Source organism: Streptomyces sp. NPDC098789 (assembly GCF_044759975.1).
Taxonomy (GTDB): domain Bacteria; phylum Actinomycetota; class Actinomycetes; order Streptomycetales; family Streptomycetaceae; genus Streptomyces.
In genome coordinates this window covers 1-12,823 of sequence record NZ_JBIWAJ010000047.1, presented here as the reverse complement: position 1 = coordinate 12,823, position 12,823 = coordinate 1, and the positions used below count along the sequence as shown (strand labels likewise).

Below are 12,823 nucleotides of genomic sequence, written 5' to 3'. Positions count from 1 at the left end.
GGGGCCCCCCGGCGGGGCCGCCCCCCCCCCCCCCCCCCCCCCCCCCCCCCCACACCCCCCGGCGAGGCTGGGTTTGGCTCCGCCCAGGCCCGCGCCTCAAACTCCCCCAGCTACCGCTGGGAGGGGCCCCCGGGCGAGGCTGGATGGGCTCCGGCGGACCCGGGGTCAATCAGCGAGGCTGGAATGGGCTCCGCTGGGAGGTACCCCCGGGCGGGGCTGGAGTGGCCCGCCCGAGCCGGGGCCCGATGCGGCCCCGACGGGACTCAGACGGCTTCGCGGAAGCGCGTCGTCCGGTGCACCGGGTCCGTGTCGATCTTCGGGATCACGTGCTCCCCGATGAGCTTGACGGTGTTCATGGTGTCCTCGTACGAGACGCCGGTCGGCAGGCCGAAGGACAGCTGGTCGGCGCCGGCCTGCTCCCACCGCTTGCACTGCTGGAGCACCTCGGACGGGTCGCCGCAGATCAGCAGCTCCTCGGCGATCAGCAGCTCGATGATCTCCGCGTTGTACTCGGGGAGGATCTCGGGCCACTGCGGGATCGCCTCGGGCCGCGGGAAGGTGTCGTGGTAGCGGAAGACCAGCGACTGGAAGCGGTTCATATGGGCGTTGACCGCTATCTCGACGGCCTTGTCGTGGGTCTCGGCGCAGATCGCGGTCGAGGTGACCATGACGTTGTCGTTGACGAAGGCGCCGATGGCCTTCGCCTCCTGGATGGCCGTCTTGTACTGCTCCAGGACCCAGGCCATGTCGGAGACCTTCTGGACGCTGAAGCCGAGCACGCCGAGGCCCTTCTTGGCCGCCATGGCGTACGAGGCCGGGGAGCCGGCGGCGTACCACATGGCCGGGTGCGCCTTGCCGTACGGCTTGGGGAAGATCTTCCGCGGCGGCAGCGACCAGTGCTTGCCCTGGAAGCCCTCGTACTCCTCCTGGAGGAACATCTTGGGGAACTCCGCGATGGTCTCCTCCCAGATCTCCTTGGTGCCGTTCATGTCCTCGATGCCCGGGAGGAAGCCGAGGATCTCGTGACTGCCCGCGCCGCGGCCGGTGCCGAACTCGAAGCGGCCCTTGGAGAGGTGGTCGAGCATGGCGACCTTCTCGGCCACCTTGACCGGGTGGTTCACCGGGGCGAGCGGGTTGAAGATGCCGGAGCCGAGGTGGATGCGCTCGGTGGCGTGGGCGAGGTACCCGAGGAAGACCTCGTTCGCCGAGAGGTGCGAGTACTCCTCCAGGAAATGGTGCTCGGAGGCCCAGGCGTACTTGAAGCCGGACTTGTCCGCCTGGATGACGTACTCGGTCTCCTCGATCAGCGCCTTGTGCTCTGCCTCGGGGTCGACCTTGGAACGCGCCTCAGCCACGTATCCCTGCACAAAGAGCCCGAATTCCAAGGGGTTCACCGTCCTTAGGTTTCTGACGTTGCGTCAGATTTGATGAGCTTGACTGTTCCACCGAGCACCGGAGCCGTCAATACCTGACGCTCCATCAGATGCCGGTCAGAGGATGCTGACGCCGGCCATCCAGCCGCCGTCGATCACGAACGGCTGGCCGGTGATGTACGAGGAGTCCTCGCTGGTCAGGAACAGGGCCAGGCGCGCGATCTCGTCCGGGCGGCCCACCCGCCCCATCGGCACGACCCGCTTGTAGAGGTCCGCCATCGCGTCCCGCGCCTCGTCCGTGATCCCCGCCGGGTCGAGCAGCCCCGGGTTGGCCATGGGCGTGTCCACGGCGCCCGGGCACATCGCGTTGACCCGGATGTTCTTGGCGGCCAGCTCCAGCGCGGCCACCCGGGTCAGGCCGAGGATGGCCGCCTTGGTGGCGGCGTAGCCGCCCACGTAGGCCATGCCCGTCAGGCCGGTGTAGGACGAGGTGTTGACGATGGTGCCGCCGCCCGCCGCCTCGATCTCGGGGGCGACCGCCTTGATGCCGAGGAAGGCCCCGACCTGGTTGACCTGGATGATCTGCTGGAACTCCTCCAGCGGGGTGCTCACCAGCTCGTTGAAGCGCAGGATGCCCGCGTTGTTGACCAGGCCGTTGATCTCGCCGAAGGCCTCCTTCGCGGCGGCCACGGCGGCCGCCCAGTCCTCCTCCCGGCTCACGTCCATCCGTACGTACCGGGCCCGCTCCTCGCCGATCTCCTTGGCCACGGCGGCGCCCTGCTCGTCCAGTACGTCGCCCAGCAGCACCTTCGCGCCCTCGGCGGCGAAGATCCGGGCCTCCTGCTCGCCCTGGCCGCGCGCCGCACCCGTGATGATGACGACGCGCCCGTCCAACTTGCCCATGCCGATACCCCTAACCGTGTGACCGTTCAGTCGTTGAGGAGGGGGCCGACCTCGGCCCCGAAAGCGCTGATCTGGTCGACCAGTTCGGCCCGGTCGCGGCTGCGGAAGCGCACCTGGATCTGGTCCATGCCGAGCGCCTTGTACGCGCGCAGGGACTCGGCCAGGACCTCCGCCTTGCCGGTGAGGGTGCGCCGGCCGGTGTCCCAGCCGGGCTCGCCGACGTACAGCGGCTCGGTGATCGCGCCCATCTCGATGGGCGCGGTGACCCCGGCGGCCGCGCGCAGCTCGCGGATGCGGGCCACCTGCGCCGGGAGCTTGTCCCGCGGATCGCCCTGCGGGAGCCAGCCGTCACCCCGTACGGCCGCCCGGCGCACGGCGGCGGGCGAGGAACCGCCGACCCACACCGGGATCCGCTCCTGGGCCGGACGCGGCAGCTGACCCAGGTCCTTGAAGGCGAAGGTCTCCCCCTCGAACTCCGGGTACTCCTCGGGCCCGAGGGCCGCCCGCAGCGCGTCGAGGGTCTCGTCGAGCAGCGGGCCGCGCCGGGCGAAGTCCACGCCGAGGGCCTCGAACTCCTCCTGCACGTGCCCGGCGCCGACGCCGAGGACCAGCCGGCCGCCGCTGAGGTGGTCGAGGGTCGCGTACTGCTTCGCGCTGATCAGCGGGTGCCGCAGGCTGACGATGGCCACGTGGCTGAGCAGCCGTACGTGCTCGGTGATCGCGGCCAGGAAGGACAGGGTGGCGACCGGGTCGTACCAGACGGTGCTCATGGGCCCGGCCATCCGCCGAGGTATCGCCACGTGGTCGCACGAGGCGAGGTACCCGAACCCGGCCCGGTCCGCGGCCCGCGCGACCTCGGCGAGGTCGGCGGCCCCGGCCGACGCCTCCCAGGGCTCGGCGTAGATGGTGCTCTGCGACTGGATCGGGAGCTGCATCCCGTAGACCAGCCGACCTTCCGGAAACACACGCGCCATGCCGTCCCCGCCTCACCTTCGTCGTCCCGTCAGCTCCGCCTGACGTTCCGTCACGGAGCACCGGGGCTCATGGTCGTAGCTGACGCACCGTCAGGCAAGAGGCAGGAGAGGGACGTTCGAGTCGGGGTGTGCGGAGCAGGCCGTTCACAGCGTGCCGTTCGGAGCGGGCCGACGCGCATGAGGGCGACCCTCCCCGCTCGCATGCCCATGCCGCGCCATCGTCGCCATGGGCAACCCGGACACGGCCCGGCACACGGCGGTGCTGGTTCCGGGCACGGGCACCCAACTGGACAAGTTCACCGGGCAGATCAGCCGCATCGACAAGCTCCAGGATGCCGCCGGGCGCCGGACTCCCGGGGCGGGGGCGGACGTGTCCGTGATCAGCTGGATGGACTACGACGCTCCCGAGCCGGACCTCAGCGTGGCCACCCGCGGCAGGGCGGAGGCAGGTGCGCAGGACCTGCGCGACTTCACCCAGGGCCTGCGCTCGGCCCACCAGGGCGATCCCACCCACCTCACCGTCATCGGGCACAGCTACGGCTCGACCATGGCGGGCGCCGCCGACGCCGGTGGCGCGGGACTCGGCGCGGACGACGTCCTGGTGGTGGGCAGCCCCGGCCTCACGGTGGAGCGCGCGGACCAGCTGCACGTGGCTCCTTCGCACCTGTGGGTGGGCGCCGCCAAGGACGACCTCGTCTCCAACGACTTCTCCGGCCTCACCCTGGGCGAGGACCCGAAGGAGCCCGGGTTCGGAGCGCAACGGATGTACGTGGACACGGCCGGGCACAGCGGCTACTGGGACGAAGGCAGCCAGAGCCTGAACAATCAGGGCCGCATCATCGCAGGCAAGACGCCTGAAGGGCCCCGCTCATGAACCGACGCAAGAACGCCTCGGTCGCGCTGGCACTCGTACTGCTCCTGGGAGGCTGCATGTCCGACGACACGATCAACGACCCCCTGCCTCCTGCCTCCCGGCGTCGAACAGCAGCAGTTCTGACGCCGGGCCTCCCCGCGGCCTGGGCCGATCGCGCCCCGTTGGATAGGGTGCGGCGCCTGGGCCCGGTAGGAGCGCAGAACACGGGTACGAGTGCGGGAGACGTGCGTGGAGTTGTTCCTGACCCTGGTCAGCGGGATCGCCTGGACCATCGTCTACGTCGAGGCCATCCGGCTCGGGCTGCGCCAGCGGACGTACGCGATGCCCGTGGCCGCGCTCGCCCTGAACTTCGCGTGGGAGGCGACGTACGCCGTCAACGACGTCCGCGGCGGGATCTCCACCCAGGGGGTCGTCAACATCGTCTGGGCCCTCGCCGACGTGGTGATCGTCTACACGTTCTTCCGGTACGGCCGGGCCGAACTGCCCGCCTTCGTCACCCGACCGCTCTTCGCCGCCTGGGGAGTGCTGCTCTTCGCCGGCGCCTTCGCCGTGCAGTGGCTCTTCCTCGCGCACTTCGGGGCGCACGACGCCTCCCGCTACTCGGCGTTCCTGCAGAACCTGTTGATGTCCGGGCTCTTCATCGCGCTGTTCGCGGGGCGCGGCGGGGCGCACGGGCAGAGCCTGGTCATCGCCGTCGCCAAGTGGCTCGGCACCCTCGCCCCGACCGTGCTCTTCGGAGCGATGGAGGACGCGCCCTTCATCCTCGGGCTGGGCGTGCTGTGCAGCGTGTTCGACCTCGCCTACATCGCGCTGCTGGTCCGCGACCGGGGAGCCGGGGCGGCGGCGGCGCAGCAGCGGGCCGTGGTCAGAACCCCGCCGGTCCCATCACGATGACCGGCTTCGCCGCCGGGTCCAGGGTCTCCAGGACCTTCCGCATGGCCTCCTTGGGAATGCCGACGCAGCCCTGTGACGGACCGTCGTGGTCCACGTGGAGCCAGATGTTCCCGCCCTTGGCCTCGCCCTCCGGCTTGGTCGGGTCGAGCGGGGAGACGCCCCGCTGTCGGTTGAAGTCGACCGCGACCACGTAGTCGAAGGACCCGGCGAGCGACTCGCCGTCGACGCCGCGCCCCGACGGGACGAAGGAGCTGTCCTTGTCGTAGGGGAGCCGGGTGCCGGGCGGAGGGGCGAGCAGCCCGCCCGCGTCGGTGAGCGAGAACACACCCTGCGGGGAGGTCAGGTCGCCGTACGTGCGCTCCGTGGACCACCCCTTCGCACCGTTGCGGGCGGGCCAGCTGCCCACCGGCGACCAGCGCTCGCCCGCCTGCGCGCGGGTGTAGAGCGCGGCGGTGCCCTCCGAGGAGTCCTTGGCCTTGCCGGTCACCAGGACCAACTGGCGCGCGTCCGCCGGAATCCTGGCCCGGGTCGCGTCGCTGACCCCCGGGAGGCCGCTCAGGTCCTCCCGCTCCGCGCCCCGGGCGGCCCGCGCCCCGGTGCCCGTACCGGCCCCGCCGGCCCGCGCGTGCGCGTCCAGCGCCGCCTCCGTGCGGCGTTCCCGGTCGCCCCGGTCGTGCACGGCGTACGCCCACCCCGCCGAGCAGGTCAACAGCCCGACGGCGGCGGCCACGACCAGGTTCCGGGAGGAGCGGGAACGGGTGCGGGTACGGGGGCCGGTGCGGGGGCTGCTGCGGGGTCGGGCGTGCTTGCTCATGCGTTCGACCGTACACAGCCGGCCCCGGATTCCCTTCACCGGTCAACCAGCGATCAGCTGCGGTGTCAGCCCGTCAGGGCCCGGCGGACCTCGCTGAGCCGGGGGTTCACCATGGTCCGCTCCGTGCCGGTGGCACTGCGGACGCGGACCGTGGGAACCGTCTCGTTGCCGTCCGCGACGCTCCGGACGAAGGCCGCCGCCTCCGGGTCGCGCCATATGTTGACAGGGCGGTAACGGGTCCCGGTCAGCCGCATCTTGAACCACAGCTTCATGCAGAACACGCACCCCGGCCGCCAGTAGACGGTGATCTCAGCACTCATGCCGACACACCCTACGTCGGTCCGGTCGCGGAGGACCGCCGCGGCCTCGGTCGGGATCCGGCGGGGAAGCGGACGCGGATCGTCAGACCCCCGTCCGGGGCCGGGTTGGCCTCGGCCGCCAGCTCCGCGCCGTGCGCCCGCGCGATCGAGGCGACGATCGAGAGCCCCAGCCCGGCGCCCTCCCCCGCGGTGTGCCGGCGCTCCGCGCGCCGCCGGAACGGCTCCAGCAGCCGGGCCACCTCCTCGGGCGGGATCACCGGGCCGGTGTTCGAGACCGTCAGTACCCCGCCCGCGGAGGTGCTCAGGGTGATCCGGCCGCCGGGGCGGTTGTGCCGGACCGCGTTGGCCAGCAGATTGCGGACCAGGTGGCCGAGCAGCGGCCGGTCCCCCGTCACGAGCAGCGGCGCCAGCGCCCGCTGGACCACCAGCCCGGACGCGCCCGTCGTCCCCGCCCGCGTACCGTCCGCCCCGGCGTCGTCCGACCACTCGGCGGCCGACCACTCGGCGGCCGACGGCTCCACCGCGGAGAGTTCCGCCGCCGCCAGGGCCGCGAGGTCCACCGTCTCCGTGCCGTCCAGGCCCTCCTCGGACACCGCGAGCAGCAGCAGCGACTCGATGAGGTGCTCGCTGGAATCCGCGACCCCGATCAGCTTGTCCCGGATCCTGGCCACCTTCTGCGGATCCGGATCCCCGGCCAGCCCGATCTCCGCCGCCGCCCGCTGCACGGCGAGCGGGGTGCGCAGTTCGTGGGCGGCGTTCGCCGCGAACCGCCGCTGCGCGCCGACCAGGTCCTGCATCCGGTCGAGCATCCCGTCGAAGGTGTCCGCGAGCCGCTTCAGCTCGCCCGGCGGGGCGTCCAGACCGATCCGCTCGTGCAGGTTCTCCCCGGACAGCCGCCGGGCCGTCTCGGTGATCACCCCGACGGGGCGCAGCACCCGCCCCGACATCCACCAGGCGAGGCCGATCGACAGCGCGGCGAACACCGCGAGCGCGATCAACGACACGGTCAGCAGTTCGTGCAGCGCGGCCTTCTCGGCGGCGCTGCTGAGGTCGAGGGTGGCCCGGTACGTAGCGGCGCCCTGTTCCGTGGTCGGCTGCACCTGGTCGGCGGGCATCCGCTGCGCGGGCTCCGGGTACCGGTACCCGTCCCGGACCTGGGTCTGGTTGAGCGCCGGGACGTAGGTGGTGACGGCCTGGTTGATGCGGCGGAAGAGGCCCTGGCGCACGAGCAGGTTCAGCAGCGCCACGAGACCGCCGCCCGCGAGCACCAGCAGCGAGCCGTACAGCGTGGTCAGCCGGGCCCGCTCGCCGCGGGGCAGCAGCCGGTCCCAGCGGGAGCGGCTCATCGCGCGATCCGGTAGCCCGCGCCCGGCACCGTCTCGATCAGCGCGGGCTCGCCCAGCTTGGCCCGCAGCTTGCTGAGCGTGACCCGCACCGCGTTCGTGCTGTAGCTGGTGTCCGCCTCCCACACCTGCTCGATCAGGTCCTCGTTGCTGATCACCGCCCCCTCCGCCCGCAGCAGGGTCTCCAGCACCGCGAACTCCTTGCGCGACAGGGCGAGCCGGTGCCCGTCGCGGACCGCGCTGCGCCGCGCCGTGTCCAGGGCGATCCCGGCGGCCTCCAGGACCGGCGGCAGCGCGGGGCGGGCGCGCCGGCCCAGGGCGAGGACCCGGGCGAGCAGCTCGTCGTAGGCGAAGGGCTTGGTCAGGTAGTCGTCGGCGCCCAGGCCCAGGCCCTCCACCCGGTCGCGCACCGTGCCGGAGGCGGTGAGCATCAGGACCCGGGTGTGGAGGCGCTCGCGCACCACCTGGCGGCACACCTCGTCGCCGTGCAGCCCGGGCAGGTCCCGGTCCAGGACCAGGACGTCGTACTCGCCCAGGCGCAGCCGCCGCAGGGCCTCCAGGCCGTCGCTCGCCTCGTCCACGGCCAGCGCGTCGCGGCGCAGCCCCTCGGCGATCATCTCCCGGAGGAACTCCTCGTCCTCCACCACCAGAACTCGCATGGTGTCCTCTTTACCCGAGAGCGACATTTCGTCGTTGTAAGCGCGGGCCCTTAAAGAAGCGAAACCCCCCCCTCGCGCACGCTTCGGCTCATGAAGCAATCCACGACCATGACCACGGCCGCGCTCCTGACCGGGATGGCCCTCTTCGTCACCGCGTGCGCGGGCGGCGTCGGCGGCTCGGACGGGAAGAAGGACGACAAGAAGGAGTCGTCGAACTCCGCCTCGGGCGGCGGCGACAGCGGTGCGGACGCCGACAAGGCGCTCAAGACCCGCAAGTGCCTGCGCGACAACGGCATAGACGCCCCCGACCCGAAGCCCGGCGAGGACCCGCGGGGCATGACCCTGGGCGCGGGCGGGGGCGACCCCGAGGCCATGAAGAAGGCCTTCGAGAAGTGCGGTTTGCAGGCCCCGGGCTCCGGCGAGATCCCGCAGGCGACCAAGGACAAGGCGCTCAAGACGGCCAAGTGCATGCGGGACCACGGCTTCGACATGAAGGACCCGGAGTTCAACGGCGGCGCGATGACCGGCACGACGATTCCCGACGGCGCGGACAAGGACGCCTTCATGGCCCAGATGAACAAGTGCAGCGGCGAGAAGTGAGCCGGCGCGGCAAGTGGGTCCTGGGCTCGGTCGCCGTCGTCCTGGCGGTGTCGGGCGGCGGGTACGCCGTCGTCGCGCAGGCAGGGACGGACGGCAAGGACTCCAAGCAGCAGCGCACGGACGGGCTGCCGGGCGCGACGGCGCCGGTCACGCGCGGTGACCTGAGCTCCGGGCTCAAGGTGGACGGCACGCTCGGGTACGCGAAGGAGCGCAAGCTCAGCGCTGCGGGAGCGGGCGGGTCGGGCGGCTCGGGTGCTCCGGGCGGCTCGGGCGGTGCAGGAGGCTCGGGCGGTGCAGGCGGCTCGGGCGGCTCGGGCGGCGGGAACAGCGGTACGGGCGGGGGCGGCTCCGGCGGCTCCGCGACCCTGACCTGGGTCGCGCCCGCCGGCTCCTCGATCGAGCGGGACGGCAAGCTCTACGAGGTCAACGGCAAGGCGGTGCGCCTCATGTACGGCACCACCCCCGTCTACCGGACCATGAAGAGCGGGGACAAGGGCGACGACGTCAAGCAGCTCAAGCGCAACCTCCAGGCCCTCGGCTTCGGCGTCGGCCTGGACGCCTCGGACGGCACCTTCACCGACGGCACCGCCACCGGCGTCAAGCGCTGGCAGAAGTCCCACGGCCTGAAGGAGACGGGCGAGATCGGCAAGGAGGACATCGCCTTCGCGTCCGGTCCGCAGCGCGTCCAGAAGAACGACATGGCGGTCGGCGACGAGGCGGGGTCCGGCAAGCCCGTCATGACCCTGACCGGCACCGAGCGCATGGTCCGCTTCCAGCTCGACGTGGCCAAGGCGGGCGCGGTCAAGGCGGGCGACACGGTGAGCGTGAGCCTGCCGGGCGGCGGCACCGCCGACGGCAAGATCGAGTCGGTGGGCAGCACCGCCAACCCCGACGATCCGCCCTCGGGCGGCGGCGGGGGCGGGGGCGGGGACAAGAAGCCGAAGGTGCAGGTCGAGGTCACCCTCGACAACGCCGCCGGTGCCAAGGGCGCCGACCAGGCACCGGTCTCGGTGAACCTGACCGGCGAGGTCCGCAAGGGCGTCCTCTCGGTACCGGTCAACTCGCTCCTCGCCCTGGCCGAGGGCGGCTTCGGCGTCCAGGTCGTCGAGAACGGCAAGGTCCGCGAGGTCAAGGTCGAGCTGGGCATGTTCGGCAAGGGCCGGGTCGAGGTGAAGGGGGACGCCCTCAAGGAGGGCATGCTCGTGGGAGTCCCCGCGTCATGACCGACCCCTCGAACCCGAACGACCCCACGCACCCGGGCAGCCCCGCTCATCCGGGCAGCCCCGCGCACCCCACCGAGCACACGCTCCCGATCGCCCTCGCGGTCCCCGACGGGGATCGGTACGCCCAACCGGACGCCCGACCGGACGCCCGACCGGATTCCGAACCGGACGCCCTCCCGGACGCCCGGTACGCCCACCCGGTCGTCGAGCTGACCGGCGTCACCAAGGAGTACCCCGGCGGGGTCGCGGCCCTGCGCGGGGTCGACCTCACCGTCCTGAGCGGCGAGCTCCTCGCCATCGTCGGGCCGTCGGGCTCGGGGAAGTCCACCCTGCTGCACATCGTGGGGACGCTGGACCGGCCGACCGCCGGACGCGTCGCCATCGCCGGGTACGACATCGCCACCCTCTCCGACCGGTCGCTGTCGGCGCTGCGCTCGCGCCACGTCGGCTTCGTCTTCCAGTCCTTCCACCTGGTGCCGGGCATCAGCGCCCGGGCCAACGTCGCCGAGGGACTGCTGTACTCCGGCCTCTCCCGGGCCGAGCGCGGGCGCCGGGCGGAGCGCGCCCTGGAACGCGTCGGCCTCGGCGACCGCATGGACCACCGGCCGCACGAGCTGTCCGGCGGCCAGAAGCAACGCGTGGCGATCGCCCGCGCGGTCGCGGGCGAGCCGGACCTCCTGCTCGCCGACGAACCGACGGGCGCCCTCGACACCGCGTCCGGCGAATCGGTGATGGAACTGCTGCACGAGCTCAACCAGGACGGGGCCACCATCGCCGTGATCACCCACGACAACGAGATCGCGGCGAGCCTGCCCCGGCAGGTCCGCATCCGCGACGGCGAGATCGTGGCGGACGTGTGGAACCCGGGCGCCACCCGCACCGGCGCCGCGGGGGTGGCGTGATGGGGGCCCGTACGAAGTCCCGCGCCCGCAAGCTGTCGCCCCCGCGCCTCGGGCCCCGGGACGTCCTGCACGTCGGATCGGCGGGGCTGCGCTCGCGCCCCATGCGCGTCTTCCTGTCGGCGCTCGGCATCGCGATCGGCATCGCGACGATGATCGCGGTGGTCGGCATCTCCTCGTCCAGCCAGGCCAAGCTGCTCCAGGAGCTCGACAAGCTCGGGACGAACATGTTGGTCGCCACCCCGGCGCCGTCGATGTTCGACGGGCAGGACACCCGGCTCCCGAAGGAGGCCCCGGGCATGATCGCCCGGATCGACGGGGTCGAGTCGGTCGGTACGACGGGCGACGTGAAGGAGTCGGTGCGCCGCAGCGAGAACATCCCCCAGGACGAAACAAGCGGCATCGCGCTCAAGGCCGCCAAGGACGACCTCCTCAAGACGCTGCGCGCGCAGATGCGCAGCGGCACCTGGCTCAACGACGCGACGGGCCGCTACCCCTCCGTCGTCCTCGGGCACGTCACGGCCGAGCGCCTCGGCATCACGCGGCCGGGCGGCCAGGTCTTCATCGGCGGCCAGTACTTCACCGTCATCGGCGTCCTGGACCCGATCCCGTTGGCGCCGGAGATCGAGCGCTCGGCGCTGATCGGCTGGCAGGCCGCGCAGGACCTGCTCGGCTTCGACGGCCACCCCACCTCCATCTACGAGCGCTCGACGGACGACCGGGTGCAGGCCGTCCGCGGCCTCATGGGCAAGACCGCCAACCCCGCCTCGTCCGGCTCGGTCGCCGTGACGGACCCATCGGCGGCGCTCCAGGCGAAGGCGGCCACCGAGGGCGCCTTCAGCACCCTCCTGCTCGGCCTGGGCGGCATCGCCCTGCTGGTGGGCGGGGTCGGCGTGGCCAACACGATGATCATCTCGGTGCTGGAGCGACGGCACGAGATCGGGCTGCGGCGCTCCCTGGGCGCGACCAAGGGCCAGATCCGGGTGCAGTTCGTGACGGAGTCCCTGCTGCTGTCGGGGCTCGGCGGCCTGGCGGGCATCGCGCTCGGCGCCATCGCCACCCTGGTCTACGCCCGGGCCGGCGACCTGCCCTGGGTGGTCCCGCTGTGGGCGGTCACGGGCGGCTTCGGCGCGACGCTGGTGATCGGTACGGTCGCGGGCCTCTACCCGGCGGTGCGGGCGGCCCGACTGTCCCCGACGCTGGCGCTGCAGGCTGCGTAGCGCGCCGGGGGCGGGGCAGGGCCGCAGGTCGGGCCTTGGATCGGACCGCAGGTCGGGCCGTGGGGGTACGTGCACACCCCTACGGCCCGGACGGGGTCCCGTCGTACATTGATCTGATGAGAACTCCACGGCAGGCAGCGCGAATTGTCGTCCTCTCCCCCGACGGATCCGTCTTCCTCTTCCGCGAGAACAACGTGGAGGTCGGGATCCACTGGCTGCCGCCCGGCGGCGGGATCGATCCCGGCGAGAGCCCCGAGGAGTGCGTGCGGCGCGAGCTGCGCGAGGAGACGGGCTGGACGGACCTCGCCCCGCAGCGGCTGCTGTGCACGTGGGAGCACGACTTCACCTACCAGGGCGTCCCGGTCCGCCAGCACGAGCACATCTACGTCACCACCGGCCCGCGGCGCGACCCCGTCCCGGAGTACCCGGCCGCCCGCTGGCAGTGGCTCTCCCCGCAGGCCCTCGCCACCCTCGGCGAACCCCTGTGGCCGCCGCTGCTCCCGGCCCTCCTGGCCGCCGAGCCGACGACCGGCCCGGTCCACATGGGACTGGTGGAGCAGGTCATCGGCTAGGGGGTGTCTGACGGATGTCCGTGGGGAAGGAGCGGTGTCCGGTGCGTGCTCTCGGCGCGGCGACCGGGAGCCCGCGTACTGGACGTACTCGGGCTTTCGGTCGGTGCGGCGAGAGTGCGTGCCGGGCGCCGCGACGCCACGGACATCCGTCAGAC

General features: G+C 72.3%; 14 protein-coding genes. 7 read left to right on the top strand and 7 right to left on the bottom strand.

Going from position 1 to position 12,823, the window contains the following annotated elements; translation table 11 throughout:
- Positions 1-263: 263 nt before the first annotated feature.
- The 3 genes from ACIQWR_RS41075 to ACIQWR_RS41065 all read right to left on the bottom strand — a co-directional run bounded on the left by ACIQWR_RS41075 (position 264) and on the right by ACIQWR_RS41065 (position 3,250).
- Entirely contained in the window at positions 264-1,385 is a 1,122-nt protein-coding gene (locus ACIQWR_RS41075; protein WP_404021178.1) for an LLM class flavin-dependent oxidoreductase, read from the bottom strand.
- Positions 1,386-1,490: 105 nt separating this feature from the next.
- Complete coding sequence (locus ACIQWR_RS41070; protein ID WP_399268589.1) at positions 1,491-2,276, bottom strand: SDR family NAD(P)-dependent oxidoreductase; 786 nt, start codon at positions 2,274-2,276, stop codon at positions 1,491-1,493.
- A gap of 26 nt (positions 2,277-2,302) precedes the next feature.
- Entirely contained in the window at positions 2,303-3,250 is a 948-nt protein-coding gene (locus tag ACIQWR_RS41065; RefSeq protein WP_404021168.1) for an LLM class F420-dependent oxidoreductase, read from the bottom strand.
- 217 nt (positions 3,251-3,467) lie between these two features.
- On the opposite strand from ACIQWR_RS41065, the gene ACIQWR_RS41060 reads away from it, so the two are divergent.
- Both ACIQWR_RS41060 and ACIQWR_RS41055 read left to right on the top strand, forming a co-directional pair.
- Positions 3,468-4,124, top strand: coding sequence for an alpha/beta hydrolase (locus ACIQWR_RS41060; RefSeq protein ID WP_404021175.1), 657 nt, complete (start codon positions 3,468-3,470; stop codon positions 4,122-4,124).
- Positions 4,125-4,352: 228 nt separating this feature from the next.
- On the top strand, positions 4,353-5,018 hold the full coding sequence (locus tag ACIQWR_RS41055; RefSeq protein ID WP_404021165.1) for a hypothetical protein: 666 nt from the start codon (positions 4,353-4,355) through the stop codon (positions 5,016-5,018).
- On the opposite strand, the gene ACIQWR_RS41050 is transcribed toward ACIQWR_RS41055, so the two are convergent.
- The 4 genes from ACIQWR_RS41050 to ACIQWR_RS41035 all read right to left on the bottom strand — a co-directional run bounded on the left by ACIQWR_RS41050 (position 4,990) and on the right by ACIQWR_RS41035 (position 8,154).
- On the bottom strand, positions 4,990-5,832 hold the full coding sequence (locus tag ACIQWR_RS41050; RefSeq protein WP_404021162.1) for a L,D-transpeptidase family protein: 843 nt from the start codon (positions 5,830-5,832) through the stop codon (positions 4,990-4,992). The two genes, ACIQWR_RS41055 and ACIQWR_RS41050, sit on opposite strands and share 29 nt — an antisense overlap.
- A 65-nt stretch (positions 5,833-5,897) precedes the next feature.
- A complete protein-coding gene (locus ACIQWR_RS41045; RefSeq protein WP_404021160.1) occupies positions 5,898-6,152 on the bottom strand; it encodes a glutaredoxin domain-containing protein in 255 nt (84 codons plus the stop codon).
- An 11-nt stretch (positions 6,153-6,163) separates the two neighbouring features.
- Entirely contained in the window at positions 6,164-7,498 is a 1,335-nt protein-coding gene (locus tag ACIQWR_RS41040; protein WP_404021157.1) for an ATP-binding protein, read from the bottom strand.
- Complete coding sequence (locus tag ACIQWR_RS41035; RefSeq protein WP_404021154.1) at positions 7,495-8,154, bottom strand: response regulator transcription factor; 660 nt, start codon at positions 8,152-8,154, stop codon at positions 7,495-7,497. Before ACIQWR_RS41035 ends, ACIQWR_RS41040 begins: the two co-directional genes overlap by 4 nt.
- Positions 8,155-8,244: 90 nt before the next feature.
- On the opposite strand from ACIQWR_RS41035, the gene ACIQWR_RS41030 reads away from it, so the two are divergent.
- The 5 genes from ACIQWR_RS41030 to ACIQWR_RS41010 all read left to right on the top strand — a co-directional run bounded on the left by ACIQWR_RS41030 (position 8,245) and on the right by ACIQWR_RS41010 (position 12,668).
- Positions 8,245-8,754 carry a hypothetical protein gene (locus tag ACIQWR_RS41030; RefSeq protein ID WP_404021151.1) on the top strand — a complete coding sequence of 170 codons (510 nt, stop codon included), beginning with the start codon at positions 8,245-8,247 and terminating at the stop codon, positions 8,752-8,754.
- Positions 8,736-9,977, top strand: a complete 1,242-nt coding sequence (locus ACIQWR_RS41025) for a peptidoglycan-binding protein (protein ID WP_404021148.1) — start codon at positions 8,736-8,738, stop codon at positions 9,975-9,977. The genes ACIQWR_RS41030 and ACIQWR_RS41025 overlap by 19 nt, the downstream gene beginning before the upstream one ends.
- A gap of 209 nt (positions 9,978-10,186) precedes the next feature.
- Entirely contained in the window at positions 10,187-10,879 is a 693-nt protein-coding gene (locus ACIQWR_RS41020) for an ABC transporter ATP-binding protein (protein WP_404021172.1), read from the top strand.
- Positions 10,879-12,096, top strand: a complete 1,218-nt coding sequence (locus tag ACIQWR_RS41015; RefSeq protein ID WP_404021145.1) for an ABC transporter permease — start codon at positions 10,879-10,881, stop codon at positions 12,094-12,096. The genes ACIQWR_RS41020 and ACIQWR_RS41015 overlap by 1 nt, the downstream gene beginning before the upstream one ends.
- Positions 12,097-12,212: 116 nt before the next feature.
- Complete coding sequence (locus ACIQWR_RS41010; protein ID WP_404021143.1) at positions 12,213-12,668, top strand: NUDIX hydrolase; 456 nt, start codon at positions 12,213-12,215, stop codon at positions 12,666-12,668.
- The last annotated feature ends 155 nt before the right edge of the window (positions 12,669-12,823 follow it).